Raw genomic sequence first — 15,290 nt, 5'->3', positions numbered from 1 at the left:
AGACTACATGACAAAGCAGCTCCCATCTACATGTTACGCAAGGAGGTGCGAGATTCATGGATTTCATTCATACCTCAACGCCTCCACTGGTTTCAGCGCAGCAGCCTTTCTCGCCGGATAAAAACCGAAAAATATGCCTACCCCGGAGGCGAAGGCGAAGGCTAGTACCACGGTGCCGAACGTTATCACGACCACCATACCTACTGCCTCGCTTACGGCCCAGGCGCCGCCGATGCCGATGGCTATCCCTGCAAGACCGCCCAGGATGCAGATCACCAGCGCCTCCAGCAAAAATTGCAGGAGAATGGCGCGGCGGTTGGCGCCGATGGCCATGCGGATGCCGATCTCACGCGTGCGCTCGGTTACCGATACCAGCATGATGTTCATGATGCCGATGCCGCCCACCAGGAGCGATACCGAGGCAATTGCGCCCAGCATGATGGACATCACCTTGGCCGCCCCGGTGGCGACAGCTGTGAGAGCGGCCATGTTACGCACCGTGAAATCGTTTTCCATACCTTCAGCGACGCGATGGCGCTGGCGTAACAACTGGTTCATCTCGGCCTCGGCTTCCTCCATCATCTCTGCCGACTCGGCCTGCGCCATCAGGAAACGTATCGTGCCGGGAAACTGATTGCCGAAAATCTGGCGCTGCCCGGTGGTAATGGGGATAAATACCGCGTCATCCTGGTCGCGCCCATCCAGACTTTGCCCCTTGACGGCTAGCACGCCGGCAATCAGAAACGGGCTGTTCTTGATGCGTACCATTTTTCCCGTCGGGTCTTCATCGCCGAACAGATTTCTCGCGGTCAATTGCCCCAGCATGGCGATACGCGTGGCGGAACGTACATCCGCTTCGGTAAATAATGCACCGCTTTCCGCCGCCCACTCGCGCACCTCGAAATAGTCGGGCGTGACGCCGGTAACTACCGTGCTCCAGTTATTCGCGCCGTAATTCAGCTGCGCCGTACCGGTGATGAGCGGCGCGGTGGCCTTGACCGAAGGCAGGCTGGCGATAGCCTGCGCATCGGACATTGTCAGCGTTTGCACCGCACCGCTCCCGGAACGCAGCGCGCCAGAAGACGTTGCACCGGGTACGACGATGAGCAGATTGCTGCCCATCGAGCTTATTGCCTGATTCACCATGGTCTGCGCGCCCTGGCCGATAGCGAGCATTAACACAACCGCGGCCACGCCGATGATCATTCCAAGCATGGTCAGGCCGGTACGCAGGCGGTTGAGCCGCAAAGCCCGAAGCGCTTCGCCGATGATGGCCAACAGGCTCATGCAGGCACCTCCGCATCATGCACCACCCGCCCGTCCTGCAAACGGATCAGCCGCCCGGTACAAGCAGCAATATCGTCCTCGTGAGTGACAAGCACAATGGTAATGCCGTGCTCGCGATTAAGCTGCTGAAATATTTCCATGATCTCGCGACTCGTTTGGGTATCGAGATTGCCGGTGGGTTCATCCGCAAGTATGAGCTGCGGATTATTAACCAGCGCACGACTGATGGCGACGCGCTGCTGTTGTCCGCCGGAAAGCTGGTTGGGCTGATACGCCGCAAATTTTCCAAGACCGGTCTGATGCAATAGCGCCTGTGCGCGCTTTCGGCTATCCGAGCGGTTCACGCCGGCGTACAGTAACGGTGTCGCGACATTATCCAGCGCGGTCATCCGTTTCAACAGATTGAATCCCTGAAATACAAAACCGATATTGCGGTTACGCACGCATGCAAGTTCGTCATCCGAAAGCGACGCGATATCGCTCCCGTCGAGCCAATAGTGACCGCTGGTCGGGGTATCGAGACAGCCGAGTATATTCATCAGCGTTGACTTGCCCGAGCCGGAATGCCCCATGATCGCGACAAACTCTCCTCGATGAATAGAGAGGCTTACATCAAACAGTACCTGACTGTTGACAGTCCCGTTCCTATTCCCATTCCCATTCCCATTACCATTACCATTCCCGGCAGCACCGCTATCCAGGCTATAAATCTTGCAGAGGCTCTCTACTTTGATCAGGGGATTGGAGGCAGGATTCTGGAGGGGTGTCATCAAAACATTTTGAATTTGAGTTTACTGCTGGATTTTTCCTTGTCGGTGACTTCCCTGGTTATCAGTGTGTCTCCTTCCTTGATCTCGCCTTCCACGATTTCCGTGAAATTACCATCGACAGTGCCGGTCTTGACATTGACAGCGACGGGCATGCCTTCGTCTTCCAGCCGCAACCGGTAAAGCACGTGCTTGCCGGGTTCACCAATGATTGCCCCGGCAGAATCCGGATCGGCTTCGGCCGGCCTGTAGCGCAGCGCTGCGTTTGGCGCTCGCAGCACGTCTTTTTTCTGTTTCACGGTAAAGCGGACATTTGCAGTCATGCCGGGCAGCAATACCCCATCATCATTGGATACCGCCACAATCACATTATATGACACCACGTTTTGCTGAATGGTGGGGTTGAGGCGTACCTGTTTCACGGTACCCGTGAACTCGCGCTCCTGGAAAGCGTCCACCGTGAAATTTACCTCCTGGCCGAGATGCAGTTGACCGATATCCGCCTCCGCCACACTGGTGTCGATTTGCATCTCGCGCAGGTCTTTGGCGATCTGAAACAGGGTGGGCGTCTGGAAGCTCGCCGCCACAGTCTGGCCGATATCGACATTGCGTGCGATCACCACGCCGGAAATGGGCGACCGGATCACGCTATAGTTGAGATTGGTGCGGTCGCGCGCAAGCTGCGCCTCGCTAACAGCAAGTTGGGCGCGGGCCGCTTCGAGTTGCTGCTCCACGGTATCCAGCGCATCGGGAGAGATAAAGCCCTGTTCTACAAGAGCGCGGTTACGCGTCATTTTGTTTTTCGCCAGCCTCAGCGTGGTTCGGGCATTTACCACGTTCGCATCCGCCTGCCGCAACTGCGCCTGGAACAACGAAGGGTCGAGTTCAACCAGTATTTGCCCGGCCTCGACCCGATCATTGAAATCCACATGCAGCTTGTAGGCAGTGCCCGATACCTGGGTACCGACATTGACCAGTACCACGGGGTTAAGCGTACCATTCGCGGAAATGACTTGTACAATATCGCCGCGGTCAACCGCTTGCGTCTTATATCGGTCCTGAGGGGATTCAGGATTTGTTGCCCAATACCACCAACCCGCCGCGGGAGCCAACAGCAGGGCAGCGATGAGGGTGAGTAGCCGGGTGCGCGGACTAAGGGCCATAGATAACTGAAGTAACCGAGGTGACCGAAAAACGAAAAATAGTTATGCCAGATGAAAACAAAAAGGCAGAATGTTACCTGAGTATGAGAAGTTCAGGAACTCCGGATGGGCTCCGATTTTTCCGGCCGATACGGCGCGGCGGCTGATCATTGCTTTTGGAGAATGGAAAGCTGTGCAGTCGCACGAGACCGGGACGGTAGCGGCACGAATGGCAGATACACGGCCCGACAGCCAGGTTGTCATCCGCAAGCTCCAGCGCTACCGAAGCTTATTTTGCATCGGTCTGGTTGGCAGCCAGCTCGCGCAGTTCCTTGAGACGCGCTTCAACACTGGACAGCTGGTAGAAATCACCATCGCCGCTTTTTAACGCAATCTGCAACTGCTCGATGGCGGCAGGGAATTCTCCCTGTCGCGTGTAGACTTCCGCCTGTGCGCGGTGCTGCGCCAGAACATTTCCAAGCGCTTCGTGCGTTTGCGCCTGTAATTTGTAGAGGCGCACATCGTTCGGGCTATATCGCAATTGCTGATTTATGAATTCCAGCGCACTCTCCGCACGGCCAGTTTCTCGTAGCGCGGCAGCGTAGTCATAGATCAGTGCTTTGTTTAGTGGAAATATTTGCAGTGCTGACTGATAAATGGTCAGCGCGTCCTTGGTCTGCCCGGCAGCGAGCTTGACGCGAGCCGCAAGCGTTTCGATCATGGGATGGGATGGCGTTGCTTCACTTTCGACCTCAATGGATGCACCGAGACTGTGATTCTCGAGCGTTTCATCCACGGGAACAGGCTGCAAACTGTCATACAGACGCACCAATTCCTTGTCTGCCCGAATGTAATCCCGGCTGCGTAACAGGGCAGTGACCAGTCCGTAGCGTTCCACAGTCTCATTGGTATAGCGTCCCTCCCGCAAAACCGATTCGAAAAAATTGATGGCATCTGCGGGCTTCTCGAGGGTGGCGCGCAGCTTGGCTTGCACCAGTTGGAAATCGAGACTGTCGGGGACCTGCCGGTACGGCATGTCCTGGATGCGATTCTCGATGTCCGCGATGCGCTCATAAGTAACCGGGTGAGTGCGGAGATACGAAGGGGCGCCGTTCTCATGGAATCGCGAGGCCCTTTGCATATGCTCGAAAAATCCCGACATCCCATGCGGATCAAGACCGGCGCTAACGAGTATACTCAGGCCGATGCGATCGGCCTCTTTTTCATGATCGCGGGTAAAGTCCAGTTGCGATTGAATCTGGCGCGCCTGGGAAGCCACCAGAACCGCCTGTCCCGCCTGGGAGTTGGAACGCGACGCCAAAATCGCCAGTGCTACCGCCGCGAGAGAGGTTAGCATGCTGTATTTTTGCCCGGAAATCATGCGGGCGAGATGTTTCTGGGTAACGTGCGCGATTTCATGCGCCATCACCCCTGCCAGCTCGGATTCGGTTTCCGCCGCGAGAATAAGGCCGCTGTTGAAGCCCATGAAGCCGCCGGGCAGCGCAAATGCGTTAAGCACGGGATCCTGCAGGGCAAAAAACTCGAACTCCTGATCGGGATGAGCCTCGTTCGAGCGACGAATCAGCCTGCTGCCGAGCTTGGTGAGATATCCGGCTATTTCGGCATCATCCAGATAGCTGCGGTCGGCACGAATCTCCGACATGATTTTCAGGCCGAGCTCTCTTTCCTGTTGCGGCGAAATGCTCGCCTGGGACGCATCGCCCAGTTCAGGCAGGTCGTTAGCAAAAACATCCGGCGCAAACAATTCCAGATAGCTGCGGTCGGCACGAATCCTGGACATGATTTTCAGGCCGAGTTCCCGTTCCGGTTTTGGCAGAACGGTAGCCCGACGTACATCGCCGACCTTGGAAAACCCCTCGGCGGAAGCATTTGGCGCAACCAATATTGGCAACATAGCCGCTACATAGCGCATTTTCATGTCCGATATGATAACTCTTTCCGGGCTAAGTTCATTCCCCCTAAGTTCATTCCCAATAAGGGAAGAATGACTGTGGAGTAGCTGAGAAGGTGTCGGGGAAAGGGTAATATTCAACAGATCAAAGAGCTGCGTGTGCGCTTTAGGCCCGGATTGCGAGCGTCATTTTCGTGCTTGGGGATGTGGCGCGCTGGACGGTCGAGCCGGCAGTGACCGGATCGCGCGAGGAAGAAGTGCATCACCTGATTATCAAGCCCATGAATACCGGACTAACACGGCAAGAAAATCCTGCTTGGTACTGGCCAATACCTTGGGGATCTCAACTTCGACTATACGATCGATGGCGCCAACGCCGCATGGGAGCCAGTGCGTGTCTACAACGATGGCGTAAAAATCATTATCCAGATGCCGCCGACATGAATCAGGCCGAAGCCCCTGTCCTGCTAGTGGTAAGGATGGAGGTTTGTTCACCGACGAAGAATCCGTTCAGGTGAATTACCGTCTACAAGGCAATCGCTACATTGTGGACAGCATTTTCGACAAAGCTATCCTGGTCGCCGGTGTCGGCTCCAGTCAGGATCGCGTCACGATCAGGAAGGGTCAATAAACATGCGCTCGCTACTTATCACGTTGCTATGCGCAAGCCTTGGCGCATGTGCCCTCCAGCCCATCAGTGAAGGAGATAAGCGGTTTGCCTCCCATGATGAAAAAATCGCATCCGACACCACCAATCAGCTTGCGCGCCTTTATCCGCCTGCCAAGACACAATTTAACTTGGTATTTTCCGCGCCGACGAGTTTCGGCACGCTGCTGGCGGACAAGTTGCGTGCAAAGGGTTATGCGCTTTCCGAATCAAGGGTTGTTGAAAAGAGCGGCCTTGCCATGATCTTGCAGCAAGACACGTTCGGTGCGTCATTTTCGCCAAAGCCGGCAACCGATGACAAAACACCAGTCCAGTCACAAGCAGACAAGACAGGCATAGAACTGCCCTATGCGATTGATCATTCCCCCGCAGCGGGTTTCTCCCGAATCACAGTGAAAATCGAACACGCCATGCTTGCACGTGCATACGTAGGGGGATAACGGTACCATCGCGCCCGCGGGGGCCTGGACTTTCAAGGAGTAAAGATGAGCAATCCCATGTCTCCGGCAACTCCCCCCTCCAGATGCCAAGCGGCGGCGTGCGCCGCGTCAATAATTTACCCCTTTATCTAATTGGGGTGGCGGTGGTTCTTTTCTTAGGGATCATGGCGCTAGTTGCGATGGATCGCAGCAATACGAAACAGGGATATTTAGCGGGGGAGGGCAGGGCGGCGGGAGTTCCCCATCTGGTGTAGTGCCATGGAGATCTGAGACAGGCAATGGGGACAGGCGCGCGCTTTGCAGGTGAAATGGGATCGCATCTTGCAAAAGGCAGTATGACGTTGTGAAGACAAAGATCGCCGGCACAAGGAATCGCGTTAGTCAAACTCCAGGCGGAAAAGTCGCCTCAGCCATTCGCGCCAACATGGAACAACCTGAATTCACCGGGAACAAATTTGCGGGTTCCACGGATACGACATTGGACAAGGAAGCTGAAGCCGAAGCTTTCGTAAATAGCAAATCGAGATTCGGCTAAGCTCGTCCCATGGACAACCTGATGGACGGATAGATCCCCGCCCACAGGTTTCCATACTCTACCTAACATAAAATAAACCCAAGCGTCCTGACGCGGCCCGGCGGCGGGCTGTCAGGGAAAAATATTTCCCCGTGGGTTTGTTGACAGCTGCAGCTTTGACTATTGGTTAGATAGCTTCCTCCAAGAATGAGGTGGGTGAGGCAATCCTTGCCTCTTCCGATCATTGACAACATGAATTCCATCACCTACTTTGAAGCAATGGATGCTAAACACCACCTTGCCGGAGCACACAATGATAATTAACAATTGCTTCAAAGTACGTAGATTTGTCCTGGCTGCAGTTCTCAGCAGATCGATCTTGACCGCAACCCTGCTTAAAGGCACCGTTGCTGCCCATGCCGCCACAAAAAAGAGGAGGAATCGTTATCATAAATTTCACCGCTTCGTTAGCGGGACAATTCTTGGCGCGGGCCTGGGCATTGGGCCTCCATGTTTCGGCGCGGATTACTATGGGTATATTATCGATATCGACAGTAGAGAAGTCACTGAACTTGAGATTGTCAGGTCACCTGGTGCGGACTCAGGAACTTTTCCTTCTGCGATCAATGACGTCGGACAGGTAACAGGGCACGTGTATGCGCCTGATGAGAATCGCACTTTTCACAGTTTTATTACCGGTCCCAACGGGGTGGGCACGGTTGTTCTCAGCTTAGGGGAGAAAGACAGTTTTGGTAATGGAATTAATGGTAGTGGCCAGATTGTAGGTAACTATTTATATCGTGATCAATTTTATTCTCCGCGATCTTTCATCACCGGTCCTGATGGAATGGGGATGAGAGACCTTGGTACGCTAGGCGGGCATGAGAGCTATGCTTCTGACATCAACGAGACCGGGCAAGTAGTGGGAGATTCTTGGGTCACGGGTGGAAATTATTCCAACTCCCATGCCTTTATTACGGGCCCTGATGGAACGGGGATGAAGGATCTTGGCACTTTGGGCGGGGATAGCAGCTCGGCTCATGGCATCAATAATGTCGGACAGGTGGTGGGAAGTTCTTACATAGGCACAGTTGGCGGCGAGGATCAGCATGCCTTCATCACCGGTCCTGATGGAGCGGGGATGAAGGATCTTGGTACTCTGGGCGGAATATTTAGCTCTGCTTCCGACATCAACAATGCTGGGCAGGTAACGGGAACGTCTAGGACGGCTGAAGGCCTTCAACGTGCCTTCATCACCGGCCCTGATGGAATGGGGATGAGAGACCTAGGCACGTTAGGTGGTGATAACAGCGTTGCCTATGCCATCAACGATGCGGGACAGGTATTAGGACGCTCTACTCTCACACCTGGAATTGGCGCTTACCATTACTTTATCACTGGCCCTAACGGCGAAGGCATGATGGACCTCAATTCTTTGGTGGATTTGCCCGATCCAGTTGTGCTCCACGCGGCAGCTGACGTCAACAATCATGGTCAGGTAGTAGTAGCAGGCGTTCGCGATTCCGTACCTTCAATTCCGGAGCCTGAATCATATGCCCTGATGCTGGCTGGCTTAGGCTTGATCGGATTCATGGCGCGACGCAGGAAGGTAAGTTTCATGGCCTAATTTGAAGTAATGAATGCTAACCACTACCCTCACGGAGGATACGGGGCGATGCGTCTGCATGAAGGCTTGAACCCTACGCAGTTGGCCCTGATAGCCTTGCGCTTTTAACTCACGAAGCAAAGCCGGCGCCGCAATGATCTCGGGTAAGGTCGTCTACATTCGCTGCAGGATGTAGTCCTTGAATGGACTCAAGCTTGGTTGCCGCGCCTCGCGCGGCTTATAGAGCCCGCCCCGCGAAGCGGGTTTGGCTATTAACAGAGTTTGGCAGCCAAGGTAAATTTTTGGCTACCCAGGCTGTGAAAAAAACTCGCCTCCAAATATCCAGGCGAGCAAGAAGCGTGAAGGAATTTTGCAAAAACAGGCCATCATCCCAAGGATGGCCGCAGGGTATTGAGCAGCATGTGCACACCCTGGACATTGATGACGCGCTTTAAGTTATAGCTCAATACGCTCAACGCCAGTTCCGTCTTTGCTTTTTTCAATCCACGCAGAAGAAAGCGGGGATTGCCCATCATCCATTTGATGGTGCCAAAGGGATGTTCAACGATACTGCGCCTCTGCTTCATCCATACTGGATTGCTCATTGCTCGCCGGTGCATCGCCTCCTGGACAGGGAAGGGGAAAAGATTTTCGCGGAGGTGCCGCCGTCGGCGATCCTAACGACTCCACCCCTTAAAAAAGCCCCGGTGATGCTTCCGGCCAGAGCCGGCTCGAATAATGCGTGCTGGCTTCAAGTGATCTTCGCGCAAGAGCAATTACGAACGAGATGGACTAGACGGCTGCTTCATCCGTCTCTCCGGTACGTATTCTCACCACCTGCTCGATGCAAGTGACGAAAATCTTGCCGTCACCAATCTTGCCGGTACGCGCAGTGTTGATAATTGTCTCGATGACGCTGTCCACCAGTTTTTCAACCACGACTATTTCCACCTTTATTTTCGGCAGAAAATCCACTACGTATTCGGCGCCCCGATAGAGCTCGGTATGGCCTTTTTGTCTGCCAAACCCTTTCACTTCGGTAACGGTCAATCCGGTTATGCCGATTTCATTCAGGGCTTCGCACACTTCGTCGAGCTTGAAGGGTTTGATGATAGCCTCGATTTTTTTCATGAAACTCCTTTGATTGGTTCTATCTTATAAATTTTTGGGACGCTTTTTCATGGACGAATACGAGAGACATTGAAAACCTGGCCGCGACTCATGGTCCATTTGCCGCTTGCTAAAACTCGTCTCGATATTTTGCCGTAACAGGATAGCGCCAATCCTTGCCAAAGCCCCGATGGGTAATACGGATGCCTATCGGCGACTGGCGCCGCTTGTGTTCACTCTGGCGGATGAGCTGCACCACGCGGCGCGCATCGGCCTCTGAGCAGTCCGTGCTCAGGATTTCCCGCAGCGACAGGTCATGCTCCACATAAGCTTCGGCGATCATGTCGAGCACGTCGTAAGGCGGCAGGCTGTCCTGGTCGGTCTGGTCTGGACGCAGCTCGGCCGACGGCGCGCGGCTGATAACGCGCTCGGGAATAACGCTTCCCAATGTGTTGCGGTAGTGGCAGAGCCGGTACACAAGGGTTTTTTTTATGTCCTTCAGCACCGCAAAGCCCCCCGCCATGTCCCCATAGAGAGTGCAGTAGCCTACCGCCATTTCGGACTTGTTGCCCGTTGTGAGCACGATGGAGCCGTACTGGTTCGACAGCGCCATCAGCAGGTTGCCGCGTATGCGTGCCTGCACGTTTTCTTCTGTGAGATCAGGACTGTTGTGATGGGGAGCCCCCGAGAACTCATCCGCCAGCGTTTGCCGGTATTGGCCAAAGATCGTATCGATCGGAAGCTCGCTGTAACGCACACCCAGCGTCTGGGCCATGGCGCGCGCATCCGACAGGCTTATATCGGCGGTGAATTGCGAGGGCATCATTACTGCTCTCACTTTATCCGCACCCAACGCGTCTACGGCGATCACCATCGTCAGCGCCGAGTCCACTCCGCCTGACAGGCCAAGCAACACGCCCGGTATCCCATTTTTCCCGACATAGTCCCTGACGCCAAGACATAACGCCTTATAGACGCTTGCTTCCAGAGGTCCCGAAGACGCCATTTCCCCCCTTACGGGCGCGCCATCCTGCAATTCGATCAGGCCGAGAGTTTCCTCGAATTCCTTGAATTGATGGGTCAGTTCTCCTTCACGATTCATTGCAAAGGACGCACCATCGTGTACCAATTCATCCTGTGCGCCTGTTAGATTGGCGTAAATGATGGAAAGCCCCGTTTCGACGATACGCTGACGTACGGTCTCATAGCGCAACGCTTGTTTGCGCATGTGGTAAGGGGAGGCATTCAGCACTACGATTACGTTGGCTCCCGCTTCCCTCGCGCAAGCCGCTGTGTCTTTTTTCCAGATATCGGCGCAAATATTGACGGCAAACTTTATTCCTTCCAGGTCGAATATACACGGATCGGTGCCGGGCGCGAAATAACGCCGTTCGTCGAATACAGAATCGTTGGCAAGCTCATTCTTGAAATATGTGGCGATAATCTTGCCGTCGCTTATCACCGAGGCGGCATTGTAGAGTTTATCTTCGACAAGATAAGGATGGCCCACGAGCAGGGTCAGTCCGCTTATCTCCGCAGCCAGTTGCGCAAGCGTGTTGTTGCAGGCACGGCGGAATCCATCGCGCAGTAACAGGTCTTCCGGCGGATAGCCCGACAAAGCCATTTCTGGAGTAATTATGAGCTTCGCCCCGGCTTTTTTTGCCCGGTTGGCATAATCGAGAATCTTGCGGGAGTTGCCCCCAAGGTCGCCGACTGTACAGTTGATTTGAGCAATGGCGAGCTTCATTGTCAGAGGCCGGACTGGATTCCGCTTTCGCGGGTTGAAATTGGCCAAATAATACCAGAACGAGCTACCTTGCGCGGATTGCCGGCAAGCGCGACAATCTCCATGATGTCAGTGCTTGCAATAAAAATAGTGGATTCGCTTGAGGATATTTCTGTCACGGCATGGAACGCGCTAGGCGGGGACGATCCGTTCCTGCGGCATGAATTCTTTTCTGCCCTGCATGAAACCGGGTGCGCCTCAAAACAGACCGGCTGGTCGCCGAAGTTTGTCACATTGTGGGAGGGAAATATCCTGCAGGGTGCGCTACCGCTTTATCTGAAAAGCCATTCCTATGGAGAATATGTATTCGACTGGGCTTGGGCGGATGCTTACCGGCGCTACGGTTATGCCTATTACCCAAAACTGTTGAGCGCGATACCTTTCAGTCCGGTAACGGGACGGCGTCTGCTGGCGAAGACCGAAGAGCATCGCGCACTGCTTATCTCGGCTGTGTTGAGAATGGCACAGGACGGAAACCGGGGAGCTGCGATTTCATCGTTCCATTGCCTTTTTCCGCAGGAGCATGAAGCCCGTGAAATGGAGTCAGCGGGGATGACATTGCGGCACGGCATCCAATTTCATTGGAAAAACCGGGCGGACGTGAATTATGAGAACTTCGAAGACTTTCTGGGGGGTATGAGCCACAGCAAACGCAAGAAAATCCGGCAGGAGCGACGTAAGGTTAATGCTGCCGGCATTCGTTTTCAATGGTTGTCGGGAAATGACATCAGGGATGATCACTGGCGTTTCTTCATCGACTGCTACAACAAGACATATGACGATCACCGTTCGATGCCATATCTCAATCTGGACTTCTTTGCGCGGATTGGCAGAAGCATGCCCGAGAATGTGCTGCTGATTCTGGCATTGCGCGATGGCGAACCTGTTGCCGCCGCATTTAATTTGCATAGCTCGCATACCCTTTATGGACGCTACTGGGGTACGAAAGAATTCATTTCCGGGTTACATTTCGAGACCTGCTACTATCAGGCGATCGAATACTGTATCGCAAATGGTATCAAGTTGTTCGAAGGCGGCGCACAGGGGGAGCATAAGCTTGCGCGCGGTTTTCTCCCGGTCCGCACTTGGTCGGCGCACTGGCTTGCACATCCCGAATTCGCTGCTGCGATCGGAAATTATCTGGGACGGGAAGCGAAAGATATCGATCATTATCTGGACGAACTGAACGATAATTCGCCGTTCAGGAAAGACGTGAGGGAGTAATTGGCGAATTATTGAATTCGCATATCAGCTTCGGCAGATTGTATCTTTACCCTATTTACCTATTTGCCCGCAAATTTATACACTGCTGCAAATATTCACTTGAATATAACTACCCGATAACCTTCCAATGAAATATTGCAGTAACTGCGGCACCTTGGTGGAATTGCGTGTACCCGAAGGCGATACCTTGCCGCGCTATGTCTGTTCGGCATGCAGCGTTATTCATTATCAGAATCCGAAGATCGTAGTGGGCTGCATACCCGAATGGGAAGAACGGATACTGCTATGCCGCCGCGCCATTGAACCTCGCCACGGTTTGTGGACCGTGCCATCGGGTTTCATGGAAAATGCGGAGACCCTCGCGCAGGGCGCCGGACGCGAAACACTGGAAGAAGCCAACGCGCGGGTGGAAATGGGCGAGCTTTATTCCATTTATAATTTACCGCATATCAACCAGGTCCACGTGTTATTCCGTGCTCGGCTGCTGGATCTTGACTTCAGCCCGGGGATTGAAAGCCTGGATGTCGAACTATTCCATGAGACGGAGATTCCGTGGGACACGCTGGCTTTCCGTGTTATCCACGAACCCCTGAGGCGCTACTTTGAGGAGCGGCGCCAGGGAAAGCTGGGCTTTCACATGGGTACCATAGAAGCGTTTCGCAAATGATCGCATCCCTTGCAATACACCCGGTATTCACTCCGCGGGCAATTTCTTCGGAAGTTTCTTAACCCGTACAGTGACACAGCCGGTAGCGAGTCTGGAAAGACCTTCGTTACTTCGTTAGCCGCAACAACGTTGCAGGTAATTCAACGCAGCGATCAGGAAGTAGAAGCGGCTCCACAACTATAGGCTAAAGGAACTTCTGAATCAGTCCTGCTTTTGCCAGCAGTGAGCGCGACAGCGGCCTTGAGGAGGGAATGCTCCCCAAGGACAGGGGCAAGCGAGGCAAATGGGACAATCGATTCTCTTCGCCAGGAGGCCGATTGTTCCCTGAAGCCCCTCAGCAATCGTTAGTTGTTAAGGGAAAAGTTCTACTCGATCGATACCATTTTCGAACGTGACAGCGGGGGATTGTCGGCGAAATAACGTTTTATGCCGGCGACTATGGCCTCGGCAAGTTTGTCCTGATACCCGGCATCCTTCAATTTCCTTTCTTCATCCGGATTGCTGATGAATGCGGTTTCAACCAGAATCGAGGGGATATCCGGCGATTTAAGGACGGCGAAGCCCGCCTGTTCCACCTCATTCTTGTGCAGATGGTTGATGTCGCCAATTTTGGCAAGTACTTCTCTGCCAAGCTTGAGGCTGTCGTTGATCGTTGCTGTTTGCGACAAGTCAAGCAGGGTTTGCTTGAGATAAGGATCCTTGATATCCAGATTGACCCCGCCGATCAGATCCGCATCGTTTTCCTTCTTTGCCAGCCAGCGAGCGGCAGCGGACGTTGCGCCGCGCTCTGACAGGGCAAACACGGAGGAACCGCGCGCATGGGGCTTGATAAACGCATCTGCGTGCACGGATACCAGCAAATCGGCATTCAACTGACGGGCCTTTACCAGGCGCATCGGCAGCGAAATGAAGTAGTCCCCCTCTCGCGTAAGCGCTGCGCGCATGTTGGGCTCCTTGTCTATCCTTGCCTTGAGTTTTTTGGCAATTGCGAGGGTGATGTTTTTCTCATGTGTGCCACTGCGGCTTATTGCGCCCGGATCTTCGCCACCGTGCCCCGCGTCTATGGCGACGGTGATGAGACGTATCATCTCCGGTTTGATCTTTTTGGGTTTTTCACTGGTTCGGGCAGACCTGGTTTTTACATTTACATTACTGTCTGCGTTGACATCCTCTTGTAACGTCTCTGTGCCATTTTCATTCAGGAGCGCCATGAGGGGATCGGGTGGTATTACCGGATAAATATCCAGCACCAGGCGGTGGCCATAATTGCTTACAGGCTTGAGTACAAATGCCTGGGGCAGGACCTCGGTTTTGAGATCCAGTACCAGCCGCAATACGTCCGGCTTGAACTGGCCGATACGCACGGTGCGAATATACGGGTCTGATGCGTCTATCCTGTCCGGCAGTCCTTCAAGCTCCGGCGTCAATACGACATGCTCCAGATCAATCGCCACCCGATCCGGATTTTTTATAATGCTGAGCGAATATTGTATGGGCCGGGCGGATTCCAGCGTGAGGCGCGTATACTCAGGCGCGGGCCAGATACGGACAGAGCTGACCTTGATGTCGGCAAAGGCGGAATTGCCGGAGGACAGAAACAGCAGTGCCGCCGCCAACAGCCAGATAATGAATATTGATGGGATACGAACGTTATGGAAACCGGTCGCTGCCGCGTTCAGGGGTTTTGAGACCCTCTGTTTCTGTTTCTTAGTGCCTGCCACTGTTTCAAACACAGTCTGCCTGCCTCCGTGTCTGCCTCAATTTCAACATCGCGGCCAGCTTCAGCCACGTGAAAAACAAATCTTAAATCAGCCGGGGGCAATAATTTGCCCGCCTTTTCCGGCCATTCCACCAGACAGATCGAGTCCGCGTTGAAATATTCGCGAAAACCTGCTTCTTCCCATTCTATAGGGTCATTGAAACGATAGAAATCAAAGTGATAGAAGTATAACCTAGAAATTTTATAAAGTTCAATCAAATTATAGGTGGGACTTTTTACTTTTGCCTGATAACCCAGGCCGCGCAGGATGCCTCGCGCCAGTGTCGTTTTGCCGGCGCCAAGATCGCCACTAAGGAAAATGACAAGGCCGGGATGCAATGTACTCGCGATTTCAGCGCCAAGCGCCAAGGTCGCCGCTTCATTGGCCAAGGTGCATTTAAACTGATGA

The 15,290-nt window shown here is 53.8% G+C and carries 17 protein-coding genes and 1 pseudogene; 6 read left to right on the top strand and 12 right to left on the bottom strand.

The genetic code is table 11. From position 1 onward, the window contains the following. Nucleotides 1-63: 63 nt before the first annotated feature. From CRO05_RS01190 to CRO05_RS15415, 6 genes are all read right to left on the bottom strand, one after another. Nucleotides 64-1,287: an ABC transporter permease gene (locus CRO05_RS01190; RefSeq protein ID WP_097065473.1), complete on the bottom strand. Its 1,224-nt coding sequence runs from the start codon at nt 1,285-1,287 to the stop codon at nt 64-66. After that, entirely contained in the window at nt 1,284-2,057 is a 774-nt protein-coding gene (locus CRO05_RS01185; RefSeq protein ID WP_097065472.1) for an ABC transporter ATP-binding protein, read from the bottom strand. The genes CRO05_RS01190 and CRO05_RS01185 overlap by 4 nt, the downstream gene beginning before the upstream one ends. After that, complete coding sequence (locus CRO05_RS01180) at nt 2,057-3,217, bottom strand: efflux RND transporter periplasmic adaptor subunit (protein WP_097065471.1); 1,161 nt, start codon at nt 3,215-3,217, stop codon at nt 2,057-2,059. The genes CRO05_RS01185 and CRO05_RS01180 overlap by 1 nt, the downstream gene beginning before the upstream one ends. 42 nt (nt 3,218-3,259) lie before the next feature. Then, entirely contained in the window at nt 3,260-3,460 is a 201-nt protein-coding gene (locus CRO05_RS15275; RefSeq protein ID WP_143860875.1) for a hypothetical protein, read from the bottom strand. A 25-nt stretch (nt 3,461-3,485) separates the two neighbouring features. Next, complete coding sequence (locus CRO05_RS01175) at nt 3,486-5,135, bottom strand: M48 family metalloprotease (protein ID WP_339389822.1); 1,650 nt, start codon at nt 5,133-5,135, stop codon at nt 3,486-3,488. 246 nt (nt 5,136-5,381) lie between these two features. After that, nucleotides 5,382-5,603, bottom strand: coding sequence for a hypothetical protein (locus CRO05_RS15415; protein WP_159462684.1), 222 nt, complete (start codon nt 5,601-5,603; stop codon nt 5,382-5,384). On the opposite strand from CRO05_RS15415, the gene CRO05_RS15410 reads away from it, so the two are divergent. The 4 genes from CRO05_RS15410 to CRO05_RS01165 all read left to right on the top strand — a co-directional run bounded on the left by CRO05_RS15410 (nt 5,596) and on the right by CRO05_RS01165 (nt 8,356). Next, a complete protein-coding gene (locus tag CRO05_RS15410; protein WP_159462683.1) occupies nt 5,596-5,739 on the top strand; it encodes a hypothetical protein in 144 nt (47 codons plus the stop codon). The genes CRO05_RS15415 and CRO05_RS15410 overlap by 8 nt on opposite strands. A gap of 2 nt (nt 5,740-5,741) precedes the next feature. After that, nucleotides 5,742-6,215, top strand: coding sequence for a hypothetical protein (locus CRO05_RS01170; protein WP_097065470.1), 474 nt, complete (start codon nt 5,742-5,744; stop codon nt 6,213-6,215). Nucleotides 6,216-6,558: 343 nt separating this feature from the next. Then, nucleotides 6,559-6,750, top strand: coding sequence for a hypothetical protein (locus CRO05_RS15265; protein ID WP_143860874.1), 192 nt, complete (start codon nt 6,559-6,561; stop codon nt 6,748-6,750). A gap of 358 nt (nt 6,751-7,108) precedes the next feature. Then, complete coding sequence (locus CRO05_RS01165; RefSeq protein WP_235001235.1) at nt 7,109-8,356, top strand: PEP-CTERM sorting domain-containing protein; 1,248 nt, start codon at nt 7,109-7,111, stop codon at nt 8,354-8,356. Nucleotides 8,357-8,374: 18 nt separating this feature from the next. On the opposite strand, the pseudogene CRO05_RS15765 reads toward CRO05_RS01165, so the two are convergent. The 4 genes and pseudogenes from CRO05_RS15765 to CRO05_RS01150 all read right to left on the bottom strand — a co-directional run. Continuing rightward, a pseudogene (locus CRO05_RS15765) lies at nt 8,375-8,578 on the bottom strand (IS21 family transposase); the annotation flags it as partial. A 143-nt stretch (nt 8,579-8,721) separates the two neighbouring features. Further along, the gene (locus tag CRO05_RS01160) at nt 8,722-8,940 is read right to left on the bottom strand and encodes a transposase (RefSeq protein ID WP_159462682.1); all 219 of its coding nucleotides are present in this window, start codon (nt 8,938-8,940) and stop codon (nt 8,722-8,724) included. A 187-nt stretch (nt 8,941-9,127) separates the two neighbouring features. After that, nucleotides 9,128-9,466, bottom strand: coding sequence for a P-II family nitrogen regulator (locus tag CRO05_RS01155; RefSeq protein ID WP_097065467.1), 339 nt, complete (start codon nt 9,464-9,466; stop codon nt 9,128-9,130). Between the two features lie 109 nt (nt 9,467-9,575). Continuing rightward, complete coding sequence (locus tag CRO05_RS01150; RefSeq protein WP_097065466.1) at nt 9,576-11,192, bottom strand: NAD+ synthase; 1,617 nt, start codon at nt 11,190-11,192, stop codon at nt 9,576-9,578. Between the two features lie 102 nt (nt 11,193-11,294). Between CRO05_RS01150 and CRO05_RS01145 the strand changes: the two genes are divergently transcribed. Both CRO05_RS01145 and CRO05_RS01140 read left to right on the top strand, forming a co-directional pair. Continuing rightward, entirely contained in the window at nt 11,295-12,455 is a 1,161-nt protein-coding gene (locus CRO05_RS01145) for a GNAT family N-acetyltransferase (RefSeq protein ID WP_339389821.1), read from the top strand. Between the two features lie 127 nt (nt 12,456-12,582). Then, the gene (locus CRO05_RS01140) at nt 12,583-13,122 is read left to right on the top strand and encodes an NUDIX hydrolase (RefSeq protein ID WP_097065465.1); all 540 of its coding nucleotides are present in this window, start codon (nt 12,583-12,585) and stop codon (nt 13,120-13,122) included. A 365-nt stretch (nt 13,123-13,487) separates the two neighbouring features. On the opposite strand, the gene CRO05_RS01135 is transcribed toward CRO05_RS01140, so the two are convergent. Next, nucleotides 13,488-14,741, bottom strand: a complete 1,254-nt coding sequence (locus CRO05_RS01135; protein WP_235001332.1) for an N-acetylmuramoyl-L-alanine amidase — start codon at nt 14,739-14,741, stop codon at nt 13,488-13,490. Between the two features lie 56 nt (nt 14,742-14,797). Continuing rightward, nucleotides 14,798-15,271 carry a tRNA (adenosine(37)-N6)-threonylcarbamoyltransferase complex ATPase subunit type 1 TsaE gene (gene tsaE, locus CRO05_RS01130; RefSeq protein WP_235001234.1) on the bottom strand — a complete coding sequence of 158 codons (474 nt, stop codon included), beginning with the start codon at nt 15,269-15,271 and terminating at the stop codon, nt 14,798-14,800. Nucleotides 15,272-15,290 lie beyond the last annotated feature (19 nt).

Origin of the sequence: Nitrosovibrio sp. Nv4 (assembly GCF_900215485.1) — a bacterium.
GTDB lineage: Bacteria > Pseudomonadota > Gammaproteobacteria > Burkholderiales > Nitrosomonadaceae > Nitrosospira.
The sequence above is the reverse complement of the archived record's forward strand: the minus strand, read 5'-3'. Positions and strand labels throughout refer to the sequence as shown.

Excerpts from the sequence above, each read along its gene's own strand:
- CRO05_RS01190 (WP_097065473.1), bottom strand. The coding sequence starts at position 1,287 with ATGAGCCTGTTGGCCATCATCGGCGAAGCGCTTCGGGCTTTGCGGCTC.
- CRO05_RS01185 (WP_097065472.1), bottom strand. The coding sequence starts at position 2,057 with ATGACACCCCTCCAGAATCCTGCCTCCAATCCCCTGATCAAAGTAGAG.
- CRO05_RS01180 (WP_097065471.1), bottom strand. The coding sequence starts at position 3,217 with ATGGCCCTTAGTCCGCGCACCCGGCTACTCACCCTCATCGCTGCCCTG.
- CRO05_RS15275 (WP_143860875.1), bottom strand. The coding sequence starts at position 3,460 with ATGACAACCTGGCTGTCGGGCCGTGTATCTGCCATTCGTGCCGCTACC.
- CRO05_RS01175 (WP_339389822.1), bottom strand. The coding sequence starts at position 5,135 with ATGAAAATGCGCTATGTAGCGGCTATGTTGCCAATATTGGTTGCGCCA.
- CRO05_RS01170 (WP_097065470.1), top strand. The coding sequence starts at position 5,742 with ATGCGCTCGCTACTTATCACGTTGCTATGCGCAAGCCTTGGCGCATGT.
- CRO05_RS01160 (WP_159462682.1), bottom strand. The coding sequence starts at position 8,940 with ATGAGCAATCCAGTATGGATGAAGCAGAGGCGCAGTATCGTTGAACAT.
- CRO05_RS01155 (WP_097065467.1), bottom strand. The coding sequence starts at position 9,466 with ATGAAAAAAATCGAGGCTATCATCAAACCCTTCAAGCTCGACGAAGTG.
- CRO05_RS01150 (WP_097065466.1), bottom strand. The coding sequence starts at position 11,192 with ATGAAGCTCGCCATTGCTCAAATCAACTGTACAGTCGGCGACCTTGGG.
- CRO05_RS01145 (WP_339389821.1), top strand. The coding sequence starts at position 11,295 with ATGATGTCAGTGCTTGCAATAAAAATAGTGGATTCGCTTGAGGATATT.
- CRO05_RS01140 (WP_097065465.1), top strand. The coding sequence starts at position 12,583 with ATGAAATATTGCAGTAACTGCGGCACCTTGGTGGAATTGCGTGTACCC.